At 61.9% G+C, this 16,095-nt stretch carries 16 protein-coding genes; 7 read left to right on the top strand and 9 right to left on the bottom strand.

Going from position 1 to position 16,095, the window contains the following annotated elements; genetic code table 11:
* Positions 1–323 precede the first annotated feature (323 nt).
* Positions 324–1,499 carry a GGDEF domain-containing protein gene (locus JL474_RS00155; RefSeq protein ID WP_203140501.1) on the bottom strand — a complete coding sequence of 392 codons (1,176 nt, stop codon included), beginning with the start codon at positions 1,497–1,499 and terminating at the stop codon, positions 324–326.
* A gap of 171 nt (positions 1,500–1,670) precedes the next feature.
* Positions 1,671–2,072 (bottom strand): VOC family protein, encoded by a 402-nt coding sequence (locus tag JL474_RS00150; protein WP_123634331.1) that lies wholly within the window; start codon positions 2,070–2,072, stop codon positions 1,671–1,673.
* A 396-nt stretch (positions 2,073–2,468) separates the two neighbouring features.
* On the opposite strand from JL474_RS00150, the gene JL474_RS00145 reads away from it, so the two are divergent.
* The 3 genes from JL474_RS00145 to JL474_RS00135 all read left to right on the top strand — a co-directional run bounded on the left by JL474_RS00145 (position 2,469) and on the right by JL474_RS00135 (position 5,734).
* Complete coding sequence (locus JL474_RS00145) at positions 2,469–4,148, top strand: carbon starvation CstA family protein (RefSeq protein WP_123634332.1); 1,680 nt, start codon at positions 2,469–2,471, stop codon at positions 4,146–4,148.
* Between the two features lie 286 nt (positions 4,149–4,434).
* Positions 4,435–4,713, top strand: coding sequence for a cory-CC-star protein (locus tag JL474_RS00140; RefSeq protein WP_190294854.1), 279 nt, complete (start codon positions 4,435–4,437; stop codon positions 4,711–4,713).
* A 7-nt stretch (positions 4,714–4,720) separates the two neighbouring features.
* The gene (locus JL474_RS00135; RefSeq protein ID WP_203140500.1) at positions 4,721–5,734 is read left to right on the top strand and encodes an ArsA family ATPase; all 1,014 of its coding nucleotides are present in this window, start codon (positions 4,721–4,723) and stop codon (positions 5,732–5,734) included.
* Between the two features lie 52 nt (positions 5,735–5,786).
* On the opposite strand, the gene JL474_RS00130 is transcribed toward JL474_RS00135, so the two are convergent.
* Positions 5,787–6,740, bottom strand: coding sequence for a DMT family transporter (locus tag JL474_RS00130; protein ID WP_203140499.1), 954 nt, complete (start codon positions 6,738–6,740; stop codon positions 5,787–5,789).
* 135 nt (positions 6,741–6,875) lie between these two features.
* Between JL474_RS00130 and JL474_RS00125 the strand changes: the two genes are divergently transcribed.
* Positions 6,876–7,769: a LysR family transcriptional regulator gene (locus JL474_RS00125; protein WP_236011945.1), complete on the top strand. Its 894-nt coding sequence runs from the start codon at positions 6,876–6,878 to the stop codon at positions 7,767–7,769.
* On the opposite strand, the gene JL474_RS00120 is transcribed toward JL474_RS00125, so the two are convergent.
* Complete coding sequence (locus JL474_RS00120; RefSeq protein ID WP_203140498.1) at positions 7,757–8,677, bottom strand: LysR family transcriptional regulator; 921 nt, start codon at positions 8,675–8,677, stop codon at positions 7,757–7,759. The genes JL474_RS00125 and JL474_RS00120 overlap by 13 nt on opposite strands.
* A 116-nt stretch (positions 8,678–8,793) precedes the next feature.
* On the opposite strand from JL474_RS00120, the gene JL474_RS00115 reads away from it, so the two are divergent.
* Entirely contained in the window at positions 8,794–9,438 is a 645-nt protein-coding gene (locus tag JL474_RS00115) for a glutathione S-transferase family protein (protein ID WP_203140497.1), read from the top strand.
* A 13-nt stretch (positions 9,439–9,451) separates the two neighbouring features.
* On the top strand, positions 9,452–10,417 hold the full coding sequence (locus JL474_RS00110; RefSeq protein ID WP_203140496.1) for a pyridoxamine 5'-phosphate oxidase family protein: 966 nt from the start codon (positions 9,452–9,454) through the stop codon (positions 10,415–10,417).
* On the opposite strand, the gene JL474_RS00105 is transcribed toward JL474_RS00110, so the two are convergent.
* Genes JL474_RS00105 through JL474_RS00095 form a run of 3 tightly spaced genes read right to left on the bottom strand, consistent with a single transcriptional unit; the run spans position 10,390 to position 12,504 of the window.
* Positions 10,390–10,743, bottom strand: coding sequence for a DUF488 domain-containing protein (locus JL474_RS00105; RefSeq protein ID WP_203140495.1), 354 nt, complete (start codon positions 10,741–10,743; stop codon positions 10,390–10,392). The two genes, JL474_RS00110 and JL474_RS00105, sit on opposite strands and share 28 nt — an antisense overlap.
* Positions 10,744–10,757: 14 nt before the next feature.
* The gene (locus tag JL474_RS00100; protein WP_203140494.1) at positions 10,758–11,825 is read right to left on the bottom strand and encodes a Gfo/Idh/MocA family protein; all 1,068 of its coding nucleotides are present in this window, start codon (positions 11,823–11,825) and stop codon (positions 10,758–10,760) included.
* Positions 11,826–11,865: 40 nt separating this feature from the next.
* Positions 11,866–12,504, bottom strand: a complete 639-nt coding sequence (locus JL474_RS00095; protein ID WP_203140493.1) for an SDR family oxidoreductase — start codon at positions 12,502–12,504, stop codon at positions 11,866–11,868.
* 185 nt (positions 12,505–12,689) lie between these two features.
* On the opposite strand from JL474_RS00095, the gene JL474_RS21660 reads away from it, so the two are divergent.
* Positions 12,690–13,994, top strand: a complete 1,305-nt coding sequence (locus JL474_RS21660; RefSeq protein ID WP_203140492.1) for a methyl-accepting chemotaxis protein — start codon at positions 12,690–12,692, stop codon at positions 13,992–13,994.
* Here JL474_RS21660 and JL474_RS00085 read toward each other — a convergent pair.
* On the bottom strand, positions 13,988–14,371 hold the full coding sequence (locus JL474_RS00085) for a VOC family protein (protein WP_203140491.1): 384 nt from the start codon (positions 14,369–14,371) through the stop codon (positions 13,988–13,990). The two genes, JL474_RS21660 and JL474_RS00085, sit on opposite strands and share 7 nt — an antisense overlap.
* 107 nt (positions 14,372–14,478) lie before the next feature.
* Positions 14,479–16,065, bottom strand: coding sequence for an alkyl hydroperoxide reductase subunit F (gene ahpF, locus JL474_RS00080; RefSeq protein WP_203140490.1), 1,587 nt, complete (start codon positions 16,063–16,065; stop codon positions 14,479–14,481).
* Positions 16,066–16,095: the final 30 nt, after the last annotated feature.

Below are 16,095 nucleotides of genomic sequence, written 5' to 3'. Positions count from 1 at the left end.
ATTCACTTTTAGCGTAGGCGTATGGCAGCAAAATTAAAGGATTTTTCCGGAGAATCCGGTTCTTTCCCGCTTGTTGAAGCCATCGAACGTTAAAAGCATGTGAGAGAAACCGACGTGTTGCCGGTCGACTGGTGGTCTGAACACCCACCAGAGGTGGCACAGGAAGGATACGGCAGGACGGACAATCGAGCCGATCTGTTAGTGTGCTAACAAAATTATCCCTGATTAAAGGAATGTCATGCCATAGCGACCACTACGGATTGCGCACTCACAGGTCAACCGGCGGTAGCGAATGGACCCAGGAAGAGAAAAAAGACAGGCGCTCAGGCCTCCAGCGCGCGGGGCATTGCAAAAAACACGGTATTCCGGCCCTGGCCCTTGGCCGAATAGAGCGCAGAATCCGCCTGCATCAGCATATCGTTGAACGACGTATGACGCTCCTCCCGGTGCACGCCACCAATGCTGGCCGACAGGTTAACAGGCTCATCGGCAATTACCTGACCTCGCTGGAAAACCCGTTCCCGGAGGCGTTCGGAGATACAACGGGCCTGCTCCTCCGTGGTCCCGGGCAGGGCCACCGCGAATTCCTCGCCACCAATACGGCCGACAATGTCGTCTTCCCGGAGCTCCTCGCGAAGGAGGCGGGCCATAAAACGGAGAACGTCATCGCCCACACCATGTCCCCAGCGATCGTTGATCTGCTTGAAATGGTCCAGATCGATCATGAGCACCGTAAACGGCGCTCCGGCCTGCACAGCGTCACGGAAAGCGTGAGTGCCCCGGGAATAGAATGCCCTTCGATTGCAGAGCCCGGTCAGGGCATCGCTTTCAGCCAGGATGCGCAGTTGGTGCTCAGAGCGGAAGAAAGCCAGTAGCGGGAAGGTCAATGCCGTGCAATTCGCCAACAGGATGTGGCTGACCAGGATGGCTTCCAGAACCGGTGAACTGGCCAGGGGCATGCGATGCCACCAGGCATGAAATACCGTCACGACCTCCACCGCCATCAGGGCGCCGTGGGTCAGGAAGAAAAGCTGGAGCGCCCGGACAGGCAACGCACTGGCCGGTTGGATACGGCGAGTCAGACGAAAAGCTCCGATGAAAATCACCGCGGTATAGGCGGCCGTCATCAGCCTGGGAATCTGGGGGCTGTCCCGATAAATCGCGAGCAACGGGACGAAGACCAGCAAGCCGAAAAACAGGCTTCGAAGGGATCGCGAGGCCGCCCGCCCCTCGACAAACTGCAGCATGCCGCACAGCACAAACAGCGGCCCCAGAACCAGCAACGTGTAGGCAATCACGACAGTAAGCCACGGCCAAGGAAGGAACGCGACGGCTCCAGCCGCCAGACAGCCCGCGGCAAACACCAGGCACGACAAGCTCCAGAAGCAGAAACACAACTGCTCCCGGCGCAGCCTGTAAAGGGCCCCCATAAACACACCAATCAGGACATTGATGCCCACGGTGAGGACCAGTAACGTCGTCAAATCCAGTTTGATCACCGACTCATTGTCACCCACTTAAACAAGCGTTCAATGTAGCCTAACACTACGTGCGAACAATGCATTTTTGATTTTGTGTGCAACGGGTAAGGGAATGTTTCCGGGCCTGTTCGCTTTTTTCAGGAACAGAAGCTCGTGCTTCTGTTCCTGACTGCCCCTGTCACCTTCGGCTCAATCCGGCTTTGCCATGGGCAACGGCTGCAACATGCTCACCCGATTGCCTTCCGTATCCCGGAACGAGACGTAGGCGCCGACGCCGGGAATCGCCATCGGCTCACCCAACACCTCGCCGCCGGCCTGCCGGACCTTATCGGCGGCCAGCTGGATATCCGATACCGCAATCACGACGGACGGATACTGGTCCGGCCGATCCGGGCAACGCGGAAAGAAGCCGCCATTGATGCGCCCCGGCTCCTTGGGCCCACAGTGGTCAGTTTCCGCCGTGGTGGCCAGCGTGTAGTTGCCCATCTCCTCACCGAGCATTTCCGTCTGCCAGCCAAAGGCCGCGGCATAAAAATCGGCCATCCGCCGCCGATCGTCATAGGGCATTTCAAAGTGAACAACAGGGTCCATCGTCGTGTCCTCCCATTTTGACCCAGGAAAACCACTGGCCTCACCGGTCAGCGGTGTCTCTCTGGTCGAATGGCCACGCGTCCAATCGACAGGGCTTCACACTTGATCCGGGTCAATGTCGCCGGGTTATGCAAACCACTGACCTTATATAGATTTTCAGATTCCTGGCCGATGACAGCCTCCCGCCATGCATTAGCCTTTAGGCGAATAGGCCTTGCATTAGAGGCCGGTGCATTCGACGATTGGTCTCTTTCCGGGTTACCCGTAACAGCCTCTCTAGTTAACTGATTTAATGAACTATTTCTCCGGCAATGTTGATCCGGAATTCTGGCACTGAGTCGTCCCCAACCGGCGGCTGCCCCAAATCATCCAAACAACGAATATCAGGAACCAACGATGAGCGCGATATTGCTACTTGTCCTGGGTCTGGGTGGAATGGCTTTGGGCTATTTCCTCTACTCCCGCTTTATTGCCAAAGTGATCTACAAGGTTGATGAGAACTTCCGGACGCCGGCCAATGAATACGAGGACGGCGTGGACTTTGTGCCCACCAACAAGTTTGTCCTGTGGGGCCACCATTTCACCTCCGTGGCCGGTGCCGCCCCGATCGTCGGGCCGGCCATTGCCGTCATCTGGGGCTGGTTGCCCGCCTTCCTCTGGGTCACCATCGGTACCATCTTCTTCGCCGGTGTCCACGACTTCGGCGCCATCTGGGCCAGTGTGCGCAATAAGGCCAAATCCGTCGGTACCCTGACCGGCGAGGTGGTCGGCAAACGCGCCCGGTCGGTCTTCACGATCGTGATCTTCCTGGTTCTGCTGATGGTCAACGCCGTGTTCGGCGTGGTCATCGCCAAGCTGCTGATCAACAACCCGGGGTCCGTGGTTCCGGTCTGGGGCGCCATCGCCGTGGCGCTGGTGATCGGGCAGCTGATCTACCGGGCCAAGATGAGCCTGCCGATCGTGTCCATTCTTGGTGTGGCCGCGCTCTACTTCCTGATCTACATCGGCCCGTCCGTGCCGGTCAGCCTGCCCGAGCACATGATCGGCCTGTCCGACAACGCGGCCTGGATCCTCATCCTGTTCGCCTACGCTGCGGTGGCGTCCCTGCTGCCCGTCTGGGTGCTGCTGCAACCGCGTGACTACATCAATGGGCTGCAGCTGTTCGTCGGACTGATCGCACTCTACGCAGCGGTCCTGATTGCCAGCCCGGAAGTCGTCGCGCCCATGATCAACTTCGGCGCGCCAGAGGGCACGCCCTCGATGATTCCATTACTCTTCGTGACGATCGCCTGTGGCGCCATATCCGGCTTTCATGGCCTGGTGGCCTCGGGCACCACCTCCAAACAACTGCGCCGTGAGCCGGATGCCCGCTTCGTCGGCTACTTCGGCGCCACTGGCGAAGGCGCGTTGGCCCTGGCGGCCATTATCGCGGCAACGGCCGGGTTCTCCTCGCTGTCCGAATGGCAGTCCGTCTATACGTCCTTCGGTCAGGGCGGCGTACTGGCGTTCGTCAACGGCGGTGCCACCATCCTGAGCCAGGGCACCGGCCTGGATGCCAACGTCGCCAGCACCATGCTGACGGTCATGGCCGCGCTGTTCGCCGGCACCACCATGGACACCGGCCTGCGACTGCAGCGCTACATCTTCCAGGAATGGGGTGAAATCTATAACGCCAAGTGGATGACCAAACCGGCACCCGCAACGCTGCTGTCTGTCGGCACCTGCCTGCTGCTGGCCTTCGGCGCCGGTGGCGCGGACGGCTCCGGCGGACTGCTGATCTGGCCGCTGTTCGGCACCACCAACCAGTTGCTGGCCGGCCTGACCCTGCTGGTGATCACCGTGATGCTGGTGCGCCGCGGTGCCCCGACCCGCTACACGCTGATCCCACTGGTCTTCCTGCTGGCCATGACCCTGTTTGCCCTGGTGCTGCAGCTCAAGGGCTTCTACGCCAGCGGCCAGTGGTTCCTGCTGGGCCTGGACGTGGTTGTGCTGGTCGCGGCCATACTGGTTACACTGGAATGCGTAGCGTCCCTGCGCCGCGTCAAACAGGAGCGCGCGCAGACCGAAGCGTCGTGATGCGGACGCCGGCCCTGCCCGGCCAGGAAGCCTTTCAGGGTACAGCAAAGGCTCCAGAACGTAGGTTGGGCTGACGCAGGAAGCCCAACAATAAGCGGGCATATGAAGCTCCCGTTATCACGGCCGTGGTTGGAGCAGAGGCTCTCAAAAACCGGCTTGGCGACCCATGGGCTGGATGAGATGGGTCGCCAACCCGGCTTGTTGGGCTTCCTGCGTCAGCCCAACCTACGACGCTGGCCGTCGATGGTGAGGCTTTTGCAACACCGCCTGTCCTTCGGAGGACATCATGAAACAGACCCTTTCCCGCCTGAAGTATTGGTACCAACGCGCCAGCGCCGCCGGTGCCGAGTATTACAACGCGCCCTATCGCGCCGCCATCGCCCGGGCCCAACGGGACGAGGACGACCTGTTCATGCTGCTGGTCTTCGGCGAGATGATGGGCATTCCCAACCCGGCGAGCTGGTACACGCTGGAACTCCAGCCCCTGCTGCTGGAGCGCTTCCACGACTGGCACAAACGCATGGGGATGGAACGTTCCCCGCTGGACAACATGCGCTGTTGCTGAGGCACACATGCTGAATATTTCCGAATTGATTGCCGGCAAACGGCTGCTGATGGTGGGCGGCAAAGGCGGCGTCGGCAAGACGACAGTATCCGCTGCCATTGCGGTCGCCGCAGCCGATGCGGGCCGTCGGGTACTGCTGGTGTCCACCGACCCGGCCCACAGTCTGGCCGACGCCTTCAATCGCCCGATCGGTGACCAACCCACCCGGCTCTGGCCCAACCTCACCGCGCTGGAGCTGGATCCGGACACCGAAGTGGACGCCTACCTGGAGCGCGTCTTCAGCCAGATGCGTCGCTATGTCGGCCCGGACCAGGTGAACGAGCTCCAGCGACAGCTGCGTCTGAGCAGTCAGTCCCCCGGCGCCCAGGAAGCGGCCCTGCTGGAGCGCATGTCACGGCTGATCGAGGACAGTGAATCGGAATACGATCTGTTGATTTTCGACACCGCTCCGACCGGTCATACCCTGCGACTGTTGAGCCTGCCGGAAGTCATGGCGGCCTGGACCGACGGCCTGCTCAAGCACAACAAGCGCTCGGAAAAACTGGGCCAGGCGCTCGCGCACCTGACGCCGGGACGCAGTGTCGACAATCCCCTGAAGGATCCCACCGACAACGCGACCGAAGGCATGGATCCACGCAGCCGCGAGCTGACCGAGACCCTGCTGGCCCGCCAACGACTGTTCCAGCGCACCCGGCGTCAGCTGACGGATGCCGAGCACACCGCCTTCCTGTTTGTGCTGACTCCGGAACGACTGCCGATCCTGGAAACCGAGCGGGCGGTCGCATCGCTACGTGACGCCGACGTGCCGGTTGCCGGAGCGATCATCAACCGGCTGCTACCGGCGGTGGACGACACGTCCTTCTGGGCCACCCGGCGGGAACGCCAGCAGCGCCACCTGGAAGACATCGACCAGCGCCTGGGACAACTGGCCCAGCTGCGCATCCCCCTGTTCGAGGATGACATCGAGGGGCTTGAGGCACTTCAGGTGCTGGCCCAACACCTCACCCGCGCATCACTATAAAAAACGCCCCGGGCCGATGAACCCGGGGCGTTTTCGTCTCGGCAAGCCGTGATTAATTCCCGTTGCAGGCTCCAGCCATTGCCGGCATTTGCCGGGCCGCCATCCGCGACCGCCAACGCAGGAAGAGGTTGTTCGCGATCAGCGCACTGATCACCAGGGCCGCGCCCAGCACTTCATGCAGACCGAACGCCTTGCCCTGCGCGATCCCGATGGTAAACGCCGTGACAGGGACGAAATTGATAAACAGCACCCCATTGACCGGCCCCACCATGCGGATCCCCGTATTCCAGCTCAGCACCGCCACCAGGCCACCCATAACGATCAGATAGGCGAAGGTGGTGTGCAGGTCGACCACCTCGCTCCAGGTCGGTACCTGGACGGAACCCGCCTCCGTCAAACCCAGTGCGATGGCCGCCAGCGTGATCGAGCCCAAGGCGCAGGTCAGCGCGGTATAACGAACCGGCGACCACTGCGGAAACAGACCGCCCCCCATCGTATAGCTCACCCAACAGGTGGCACCGGCCAGGAACAAGAGATCCCACTGGGCTTCGCCGCCGCCGAACGCCTTGGACGGATCGCCACCGGTGATCACGAGGAACACGCCGCTAAAGGCCAGCACGACCATGGCAAGGGTAAACGGCGCCGGGCGCTCCCCCTTCAGGCCCCAGGAAAGCAACACGGTAATCATCGGCATCAGCGCCATGATCACCGCACCGTGCTCCGGCTCGGCATGCTCAAGTCCGGTAAACGCCAGCAGGTTGAAGCCGGCGAAGCCCAGCGAACCCAACAGGAACAGCTTGAGCAGATGCCCTTCCGTACGCCAGGACCGGGGGCCCTCCACCAGCCCGATGATCAAAAGCAGGATCACCGCGACGCTCGCGTAGCGGATCAGCGTCATATAGAAAGGATCCATGACGGCCAAAGCCGGTTTGGCCACCGGGAACATGCCGCCCCAGGACATGGCGGCGGTCAGCAATAGGCCGACAGCCAGGATTGATCGTTGCATCAGTGCTCCCCCTTTGAATCTGTGGCCACCGACTCAGTGGCCACTGTGAACCGCGAAGAAGCACGATAACCCTTTCGTGATTAAAGATAATCGGGCTAAATAGAAAACCATTATTTCTAAAAAGAGCCTAATGACATGTTGATGCACAGCCTGGAAAACATGGCGGTGTTCGCCGCGGTTGTGGAACAGGGCAGCTTTTCCGCCGCGGCGGATTGGCTGGGCCTGTCCACCCCGGTAGTCAGCAAGCGGGTCTCGGCGCTGGAGAAAGAGCTGGCTGCCCGCCTGCTGCATCGCACCACCCGCAAACTCAGCCTGACCGAGGCCGGCTCGGTGTTCTACCGGCATTGCGCCCGGATCGTTTCCGAAGCCCGCGAGGCCGGTGACGCGGTGGCCCACCTGAACGACGCGCCGCGCGGCTTACTGCGGGTCACCGCACCGATCAATTTCGGCACCTATCAACTGGCCGATGCCCTGCCCGGGTTCCTGGCGCGCTATCCGGAAATCGAGGTGGAAATGGAAATGAGCGACCGCCAGGCCGACCTGGCCGCGGAAGGCTTTGACCTGGCCATCCGGTTGACCAGCCAACCGCCGGCAAACCTGGCCGCCCGTCACCTGACCGCGTCCCGCCGCACCGCCTGCGCGTCGCCCGAATACTGGGCGCGGCATGGCAAGCCAGTCGTGCCCAGCGACCTGACCCACCACAACTGCATCATCTACAGCCCCAACCCCAACTTTAACCGCTGGTACTTCAACGGACCGGGCGGGCTGGAGACCATTTCCGTCAACGGCAATTTCCGGGTCAACAACACCCAGGCGATGGTGGCGGCAGCCCTGGGCGGAGTGGGCGTGCTGATGCTGACGTCCTTCACCGTCGACCGGTATATCCGGACCGGAGCACTCGAACCGGTCCTGACGGACTACACCTCCCCCGAGACCGATGTCTACGCCCTGTACCTGCCAACGCGGCACCTGTCGACCAAGGCACGGGTGTTCATCGATTTCCTGGTGGAGCGGTATCAGGGCGCCTGAGACCGGCCAAGCTCCCGGTGATCCAGGCCGGCGGACGTCAGGGCCTCGCGGATCCAGTCGACGAACAGACGGGTGCGCACCGGCAGGCGCCGGGCATGGGGATACACCACACTGACGGGTCTCGGCGGCTGCTCAAAATCAGCCAGGAGGATGCGCAGGCGCCCTTCCCGAACGTGATGGGCCACTTGATAGGACAGGAACATGCCAAAGCCGAGTCCCGACAGGCAGGCCTCGATGGCCGGAGCAATCTGGTTGCAGTCGAAATTGCCCGTCACAGGCACCGTGAAAACATGCTCGCCTTCGCGGAAGGTCCAGGGCGTCCAGCGGCTGAGCACATGAACCCCATTGCCACGCAGCAGATCCCGCGGGTGTGAGGGGATACCCTGCTTCTCCAGAAAGGCGGGCGCGGCCACCACCACGCGCCGAACCTCACCAACGCGATGGGCGATCAGCGTCGAGTCGGGCAAATGACCGATGCGCACCCCCACATCCACCTGATCTTCCAGCAGATCGATGTTGCGATCATTCAGTGACAACTGGCATCGCACCTGATCGTAGCGCTGCAAAAAGCCGGTCACAGCCGGCGCCACGTAATACTGGCCAAACAGAACCGGAGCCGTGACCCGCAACTGCCCACTGGGCGTCGCCTGTTCCGCGGCCAGCGACGACTCCGCCTCGTCGATGCTGGACAGGATGGCCTGGCAATGCTCGAGATAGTGCCCACCCTCGCGGGTCAGCGAAATCTTCCGGGTGGTGCGATTGAACAGTCGCACGCCCAGCTCACCCTCCAGGTCCGCCAGCCGCCGAACCACCGACGGCAGCGAGCTGCCCAGACGCCGGGCCGCTCCGGTGAGGCTGCCGGCCCGGGCGATTTCCACAAAGGTGTGCATGGCTTTGAGCTTGTCCATAAGCTCAGATTATTCCATTTCCCGGAGTAGTTAAATCAACTTGACGGCATTTATTGCGCTTTACGAAAAGCCAATACTGAGCGTGCTTTATCACCCATTCGCAAAAGGAGGCCCTCATGCCTGCCCCCGACCAGCCCATACGTTTCCATCAACATCCGCTGTCCGGACACTGCCACCGGGTCGCCCTGTTCCTCAACCTGCTGCACCTGCCCTATGACACCGTCGAAGTGGACCTGCTGAAGGGCGAGCAAAAGACCGAACCGTTCCTGGCACTCAACCCCTTCGCCCAGGTGCCGGTGATCGAGGATGGCAGCGTCGTACTGCCGGATTCCAACGCCATCCTGGTTTACCTGGCCAAGCGCTACGACACCGAAGGCTGGCTGCCGGAAGCGCCGGAAGCGGCTGCCCGGGTGCAACGCTGGCTGTCCGTGGCCGCCGGCCAGTTGGTCAATGGGCCCGCGATCGCCCGGGTCAGCAACGTTTTTGGTCGAAAGGTGGATCTCGATCAGTGTGCTGCCATCGCCAATCGGTTGTTCACCCTCATGGAGAGCGAGCTAACCGGACGTGAGTGGCTGGCCGGAGACCGCCCAACCCTGGCCGATGTGGCCCTTTACAGCTACACCGCCCACGCGCCGGAAGGCGGGATTTCACTGGAACCTTACCCGAATATCCGGGCCTGGCTCGGGCGGATCGAGGCGTTACCCGGTTTCATTCCCATGCCGCGCACGGCAGTCGGACTGCAAGCGGCCGTTTCAGGATAAAAGGAGGCGCGTCATGTCCGATGTCACCCCATCCGCTTTTCATCACGGGGAGCAAACGGCCCAGGAGCGGGTCGGCGTGCGCGACAAGATGGCGCCCATCGGTCAGCGGGTTTTCCGGGATTTCATGCCGGATCAACACCGTGAGCTGTTTACCCGCCTGCCCTATCTGGTCGCCGGTACGCTGGATGATCGCGGCCAGCCCTGGGCCAGCCTGCTGTTCGGCGGCCCGGGATTCATCACCTCGCCAGACGCTCGCCACTTGCGCGTCAATGCCCGACCACCAAGCGGCGATCCGCTGACGGATGGTCTGATCGCCGGCGCCCCCGTCGGGCTGCTCGGCATCGAACTGGAAACCCGCCGGCGCAACCGGGCCAACGGACGCCTCTCAACGTTGGACGACACGGGCTTCAGCGTGACCATCGAGCAGAGCTTCGGGAACTGCCCGAAATACATCCAGGCACGAAGCCCTGATCCGGCATCGCCGCGACCGACCAGCCTGAGTGCGCCGCAACGCCGTCAGGCTTCCGCTCTGGATGAGACGACCGTAGCCATCGTTCGTCGGGCTGATACGCTGTTTATCGCCTCGGCCCATCCGGCCTCTGCCGGCCCCCAGGCCGCGAATCAGGGCGTGGATGTGTCCCACCGCGGTGGGCCGCCCGGCTTCGTTCACGTGGCGGATAACGGCCGGCGCCTGATCCTGCCGGACTACGTGGGCAACTTCTTCTTCAATACACTGGGCAACCTGCTGCTGAATCGCCGGGCCGGGCTGGTCTTCCCCGATTTCGAAACCGGCGATCTTCTCTTTGTGGCCACCGACGCCCACATCGATTGGGCGCCGGTTAACGATGAGCGGTTTCCGGGAGCCCAGCGACTCGTGCAGTTGGCGATCCGCAAGGTCATCCATCTGGAAGCGGCCATGCCATGGTCCTGGCACGCACCGGAGCCGTCGCCCTATTTGCCGAGCATGCCCAGATACTGACGCAGGACGACCGCATTATTGCGGTCGGGATTGGCGGCACTGTAGACAAGGGTCATCGGGTGATTCCGGGCCCGCTGGGCTAACGGGCGCAGGGTTTCCCGGTGGGCTTTGAGTTCGGCCAGATAGGCCCGCCGGAAAGCGGACCAGTCCATGTCGCCGGCGTGATAGGCCTTGCGCAGCGCATTGGATGGCGCGCTGTCCTTGAGCCATTCCTGCACCTGCAACCGCTCCTTGCTGATGCCCCTGGGCCAGAGCCGATCCACCAGAATCCGTTCGCCATCGTCCGGCTCAACCGGGTCGTAAGCGCGCTTCAGGGCTATGGCCATCGGGCACCTCGCATTCAGTCGTGAGCCAGTTCCACCACCCCACCTTCGGCAGACGCGTGCTGGGCGGCGGCGATGATTTCCAGTCCAGCCAGCGCCTCACGCGGATCCACCGGCGGCGCCTCGCCTGCCAGGAAACGCTGACCCACGAGTTCATAGAAGCGGAGGTACTGACCCGGATCGTTGTCGAGGGGCTTTTCCTCGCTGCCGGCCACCAGGCGGGCCTCGCCATCTTCAACCACGTCGCGCCAGTTGGACTGGTCCGGACGCGCGCCAGCTTTGAGAGCATTTTCCTGGCCGTCCAGACCAACGCTACAGTATGCGGCCCGGCTGCCCAGCACGCGGAAACGCACGGCACACTCCGGCGCCACGCTGCTCATCCACAGGTGCGAGCGCATGCCGTTCTCATGGGTCAGTGCGACGAAGGTGTCGTCGTCCACTTCGGCATCCGGGTAGCGGTGTTCCAGCTCCGCATAGACCGAGCGCACCGGACCGAACAGCATCAGCGCCTGGTCGATCAGGTGCGCCCCAAGATCGTAGAGCACGCCGCCGGCTTCACCGGGCGCACCGGACTGACGCCAGCCGCCCTTGGGTTCCGGCCGCCAGCGTTCAAAGCGGGATTCGAAGCGCCGGATCTCGCCCAGTTCGCCTTCGTCCCGCAACCGCTGAAGGGTGAGGAAATCGCCGTCCCAACGGCGATTCTGGAACACCGTCAGGAACAGGCCCAGGCGCTCCGCCTCCTCAATCAATTCACGGGCATCCTCGGCCGATGCGGCCAGCGGCTTGTCCACCACCACCCCCAGACCCGCGTGCAAGGCCGCCATGGCCAGCGGTTTGTGGGTGCGATTCGGGGAAGCCACCACTACCAGATCCAGGGTATCCGCGGCCTGCCACAGTTGGGCTGGCGTCGCGTAGAGCGTGGCTTCGGGATACGTCGTCTGCGCTTCGGCGGCGCGTTCCGGGTTGGAGGTGACGATAGCAGCCAGCTGCATTCCCTCGGCCGCATCGATCAACGGCGCATGGAAGACGGAGCCGGCCAGACCGTAGCCGATCAGGCCGACTCGGACGTCTCGGGCTTGGGACATCAATCAGATTCCTTGATTTGGAAAGCGTTGGAATTCAGTGTCAGACACGAGCCATGGCATCGGAGATGGCCAGGTCTCCGGACAGCACGTCGAAAGTCAGGTTGCCGGTGTTCCCCGCCGACAGGACTTCCAGCAGGACAGATGCCACGTCCTCACGGGAGATGTCACCGGTGCGGCCCAGTTTACGACTGATCTCAACCAGCCCGGAGCCTTCACTCAGGGTCAGCGGCCCCGGCCGAACGATGGTGTAGTTCAGGCCACTGTCGCGCAGGTGATCGTCGGCGGCTTTCTTGGCTGCGAGATAGTGCTGCAGTTTCTCAGGGCCCTTCTCGGGCTCGTCCACCCGCATGCTGCTGACCATGATGAAACGCTTCACGCCGACGGCCTTGGCGGTATCGATCAGGCGAATCGCCGCATTCTGGTCCACATCAACGGTTTTTTCCGGGCCGGTGTTCGGTCCCGAACCCGCAGTAAAGATCACGGCATCGCAGCCCTGCAACGCCAGGGTGCAGTCGTCTTCAAGATCACCCACGACCGCTTCGGTCGCGCCGAGCTGTTCCATCAGCGGGATCTGTTCCGGATCGCGCACCAGGGCACGGGCCTCGTGCGGGCTATTCGCCATCTTGCGGATCAGGTGCTGACCGATTTTCCCATTGGCACCGGCAATCAGAACGCGCATGTTCTCTCTCCCTGTCTTCGATGATCGGATAAACATGATCGGCGACCTTATGGCTTCGCTTCAACCCCGGTCGGTTACAAAGATTTGCATTGTTTGAAAATTGAGTGGCGTCCAGACCTCCGGCTCGAGCGTATGATCAGTTGTTAATTTTTTGATCAATTCCTATTTTGGGGAATACTCACAGTATGCTGTCACGCAAGTACAAGCAGGCGATCGAGCGCCTGGAACGGGACCATCAGGACCTGGCATCAACACTCAGCGCGATCGATGATTCCGTCGCCGTCATCCAGTTTGACCCGGATGGTACGATTCGTTCCGCCAATCCGCTGTTTCTCGAGACCGTTGGCTATACCGCAGACGAAATCGAGGGGCGTCATCACCGGCTGTTCTGCGACAGCCACTATTCACAAAGCGCCGACTATCGGCACTTCTGGCACCAGCTCCAATCCGGGCACAGCCATCGCGGCCAGTTCCCCAGGCTCACCAAACAGGGCGAGCGGATCTGGCTGGACGCCACCTATTTTCCGATCAAGGACTCGCAGGGCAAGGTCAGGCGGGTGCTCAAGATCGCCAGTGACGTCTCCGACCAGCACGAACATATCGCAGACCAGCAGGCCGTCTTTGAAGCGATCAATCGCTCCATGGCCGTCATCGAGTTTACGCCGGATGGCGAAATCCTGACCGCCAACGACAACTTCCTGGCAGCGCTGGGTTACAACCTCAGCCAGCTCCGGGGAAAGCACCACCGCATTTTCTGCCCTGACAGCTTCTATGAGCAGGAACCGGATTTCTGGGGGCAGCTGAAGAAAGGGCATTTCCGCTCGGGCCAGTTCGAGCGCATTGCCGCCAACGGCAAGAGCGTCTGGCTGGAGGCCTCCTACAATCCGGTTTTTGATGCAGACGGCAAGACCCGCAAGGTCATCAAGTTTGCCAGCGATATCACCGACCGGGTCACCCAGGGCATCCGCACAGCCGAGGCGGCCGAATTGGCCGAATCCACGTCACGGGACACGGTCAGCAGTGCTACCGAGGCCCACGCGTCCCTGAAGCAGTCGATGGCCACGTCGGAGCGGATCCGGGATCGTATTGAAGAGACCCGGCAGGTGATCGAACAGCTGAACAATCAGTCCCAGAGCATCGAACGGATTGTCAGCACCATTTCCGACATCGCCGAACAGACCAACCTGCTGGCTCTGAATGCCGCCATTGAAGCCGCTCGGGCCGGTGACCAGGGTCGCGGTTTCGCGGTAGTGGCCGATGAGGTCCGGCAACTGGCACGACGCACGGGAGAAGCCACGTCCGAAATCGGCCGGGTGATCCATAAGAACGTCGCCCTGACAGGCGAGGTACTGGAACGGATAGAGGAAGTCTCCGACGTCGCTGCCGAAGGACGGGAACAGGTAAGCCGCGTGGAAAGCGTGGTGGATTCGATCAATTCCGCGGCGAATCGCGTTGTCGACGCCGTTTCAGCCATCCGCTCGGATCACTGAGCCTGCCCGAACCGCCCTCCATCCCGGATGCCCACGCGATTGCCATCCGGATCGAACAGATTAATCGTAGAGCCCCAGGGATGGGACTCGATCCTCGCATCAATCCCATACGCCCTCACCTTCGCCAGCGCCGCATCCAGGTCAGACACGTTGAAACGCAGCTTAACGGCGCCGCCCTCGATGGGTTTTCCCGCCGGTTGCGCCCAGCCGCCCGTCTCGATCATCAGGTAACTCCCCCCAAAATCCAGGCAGGCCAGGCGAAAGTCGCCTTCCTGTTTCTCGAACTGCAGGGGCAGTTCAAAGAGATCGCGGTAAAATGCGACGCAGGCGTCGAAGCGCTCCGTGTTGAGGATCATGCCGGTTTGCTTGATATCCATGACCACATCTCCAATAAAAAACCCCGGCCGCCTGACGGCCAGCCGGGGTTGGTTGTTATGGGGCGCGGGTAGCGAGACAGTGACGCTACCCGGCCCGTGGCCGCGGATCAGGCTGCGGCGTCTTCATCATCAGGAGCCGAGTTGCGGATGAGGAAGTCGAAGGCGCTCAGGGCCGCCTTGGAACCTTCACCCATGGAAATCACAATCTGCTTGTAAGGCACCGTGGTCGCATCGCCGGCGGCAAAGACACCCGGAATCGACGTCTCCGCCCGGTCGTTGACGATGATCTCGCCGTGCTGGCTCAACTCGATGTCGCCCTTGAGCCACTCGGTGTTCGGCACCAGACCGATCTGGACAAACACACCTTCCAGCGAAATATGGTGGCTCTCACCGGTGTTGCGGTCGGTGTAATTGATGCCGTTGACCTTGCCACCCTCACCGGTCACTTCGGTGGTCTGGCCGGACGTAATGACCTCCACGTTCTTCAGGCTGCGCAGCTTCTTCTGCAGCACATCGTCCGCACGCATTTCAGCGGCAAACTCGATCAGCGTGACGTGGCCGACAATACCAGCCAGATCGATAGCCGCTTCCACGCCGGAGTTACCCCCGCCGATCACCGCCACCCGCTTGCCCTTGAACAGCGGACCGTCGCAGTGCGGGCAGTACGCCACGCCCTTGTTGCGGTACTCTTCCTCGCCCGGGACACCCATCTGGCGCCAGCGGGCACCGGTGGACAGCACGATGCTGCGCGCTTTAAGGGAGCCGCCGTTCGCCAGGCGCACTTCGTGCAGGCCACCTTTCCGGGCGGCCGGGATCAGTTTCTCCGCACGCTGCATGTTCATGATGTCCACGTCGTATTCCTTGACGTGCTGCTCCATCGCGGACACCAGCTTGGGGCCCTCGGTGTAGGGCACGGAAATCAGGTTTTCGATGCCCATGGTGTCCGCGACCTGACCACCGAAGCGCTCCGCCGCAATACCGGTGGCAATGCCTTTACGCGCGGCGTAGATGGCGGCAGAAGAGCCGGCCGGGCCACCACCGATGACCAACACTTCGAAGGCGTCCTTCTGATTGATCTTCTCGGCTTCTTTCTCGTCGGACCGGGTGTCCAGCCGAGCCACAATTTCTTCCAGGGTCATGCGGCCCTGGCCCCAGGATTCGCCATTCAGGTAGACGCTGGGAACCGCCATGACTTCACGCTGCTCGACCTCGTCCTGGAACAGCGCGCCGTCGATGGCCGTGTGCCTGATCTTCGGGTTCAGCACGCTCATCAGGTTCAGGGCCTGGACCACGTCCGGACAGTTCTGGCAGGACAGGGAGAAGTAGGTCTCGAACTCGAATTCGCCATCCAGCGACTGGATCTGTTCGATCACCTCTTCGGACGCCTTGGACGGGTGTCCGCCCACCTGCAGCAGGGCCAGAACCAGCGACGTGAACTCGTGCCCCATAGGAATGCCCGCGAAGCGAACGCCGATGTCGGTGCCAACCCGGTTAATGGCGAAGGACGGGCGACGGACATCCGCCTCGCCGTCTTCACGCAGGCTGATCTTGTCGGACAGCGCGTCGATCTCCTGCAGCAACTCCTGCAGCTCTCTGGACTTGGCGCCGTCATCCAGCGTGGCAACGAGTTCAATCGGCTCCCGGACGTTGGCCAGGTAAGACTTCAATTGTTCCTTCAGATTGGCATCCAACATAATGGGGTTTCCCTCGCAGTATCGTGAAAC

The sequence above is a fragment of the Marinobacter mangrovi genome (genome assembly GCF_016798325.1).
Classification (GTDB): domain Bacteria; phylum Pseudomonadota; class Gammaproteobacteria; order Pseudomonadales; family Oleiphilaceae; genus Marinobacter_A; species Marinobacter_A mangrovi.
Note: the sequence above shows the minus strand (reverse complement) of the source record. Positions and strands in the feature narration are given on the sequence as shown.

What these genes read in the sequence shown, in the direction of transcription:
- JL474_RS00150 (WP_123634331.1), bottom strand. Translation starts at nt 2,072, where the DNA reads ATGGACCCTGTTGTTCACTTTGAAATGCCCTATGACGATCGGCGGCGG.
- JL474_RS21660 (WP_203140492.1), top strand. Translation starts at nt 12,690, where the DNA reads ATGCTGTCACGCAAGTACAAGCAGGCGATCGAGCGCCTGGAACGGGAC.
- JL474_RS00130 (WP_203140499.1), bottom strand. Translation starts at nt 6,740, where the DNA reads ATGCAACGATCAATCCTGGCTGTCGGCCTATTGCTGACCGCCGCCATG.
- JL474_RS00120 (WP_203140498.1), bottom strand. Translation starts at nt 8,677, where the DNA reads ATGGACAAGCTCAAAGCCATGCACACCTTTGTGGAAATCGCCCGGGCC.
- JL474_RS00135 (WP_203140500.1), top strand. Translation starts at nt 4,721, where the DNA reads ATGCTGAATATTTCCGAATTGATTGCCGGCAAACGGCTGCTGATGGTG.
- JL474_RS00115 (WP_203140497.1), top strand. Translation starts at nt 8,794, where the DNA reads ATGCCTGCCCCCGACCAGCCCATACGTTTCCATCAACATCCGCTGTCC.
- JL474_RS00110 (WP_203140496.1), top strand. Translation starts at nt 9,452, where the DNA reads ATGTCCGATGTCACCCCATCCGCTTTTCATCACGGGGAGCAAACGGCC.
- JL474_RS00145 (WP_123634332.1), top strand. Translation starts at nt 2,469, where the DNA reads ATGAGCGCGATATTGCTACTTGTCCTGGGTCTGGGTGGAATGGCTTTG.
- JL474_RS00125 (WP_236011945.1), top strand. Translation starts at nt 6,876, where the DNA reads ATGTTGATGCACAGCCTGGAAAACATGGCGGTGTTCGCCGCGGTTGTG.
- JL474_RS00100 (WP_203140494.1), bottom strand. Translation starts at nt 11,825, where the DNA reads ATGTCCCAAGCCCGAGACGTCCGAGTCGGCCTGATCGGCTACGGTCTG.
- JL474_RS00105 (WP_203140495.1), bottom strand. Translation starts at nt 10,743, where the DNA reads ATGGCCATAGCCCTGAAGCGCGCTTACGACCCGGTTGAGCCGGACGAT.
- ahpF (WP_203140490.1), bottom strand. Translation starts at nt 16,065, where the DNA reads ATGTTGGATGCCAATCTGAAGGAACAATTGAAGTCTTACCTGGCCAAC.
- JL474_RS00140 (WP_190294854.1), top strand. Translation starts at nt 4,435, where the DNA reads ATGAAACAGACCCTTTCCCGCCTGAAGTATTGGTACCAACGCGCCAGC.
- JL474_RS00095 (WP_203140493.1), bottom strand. Translation starts at nt 12,504, where the DNA reads ATGCGCGTTCTGATTGCCGGTGCCAATGGGAAAATCGGTCAGCACCTG.
- JL474_RS00085 (WP_203140491.1), bottom strand. Translation starts at nt 14,371, where the DNA reads ATGGATATCAAGCAAACCGGCATGATCCTCAACACGGAGCGCTTCGAC.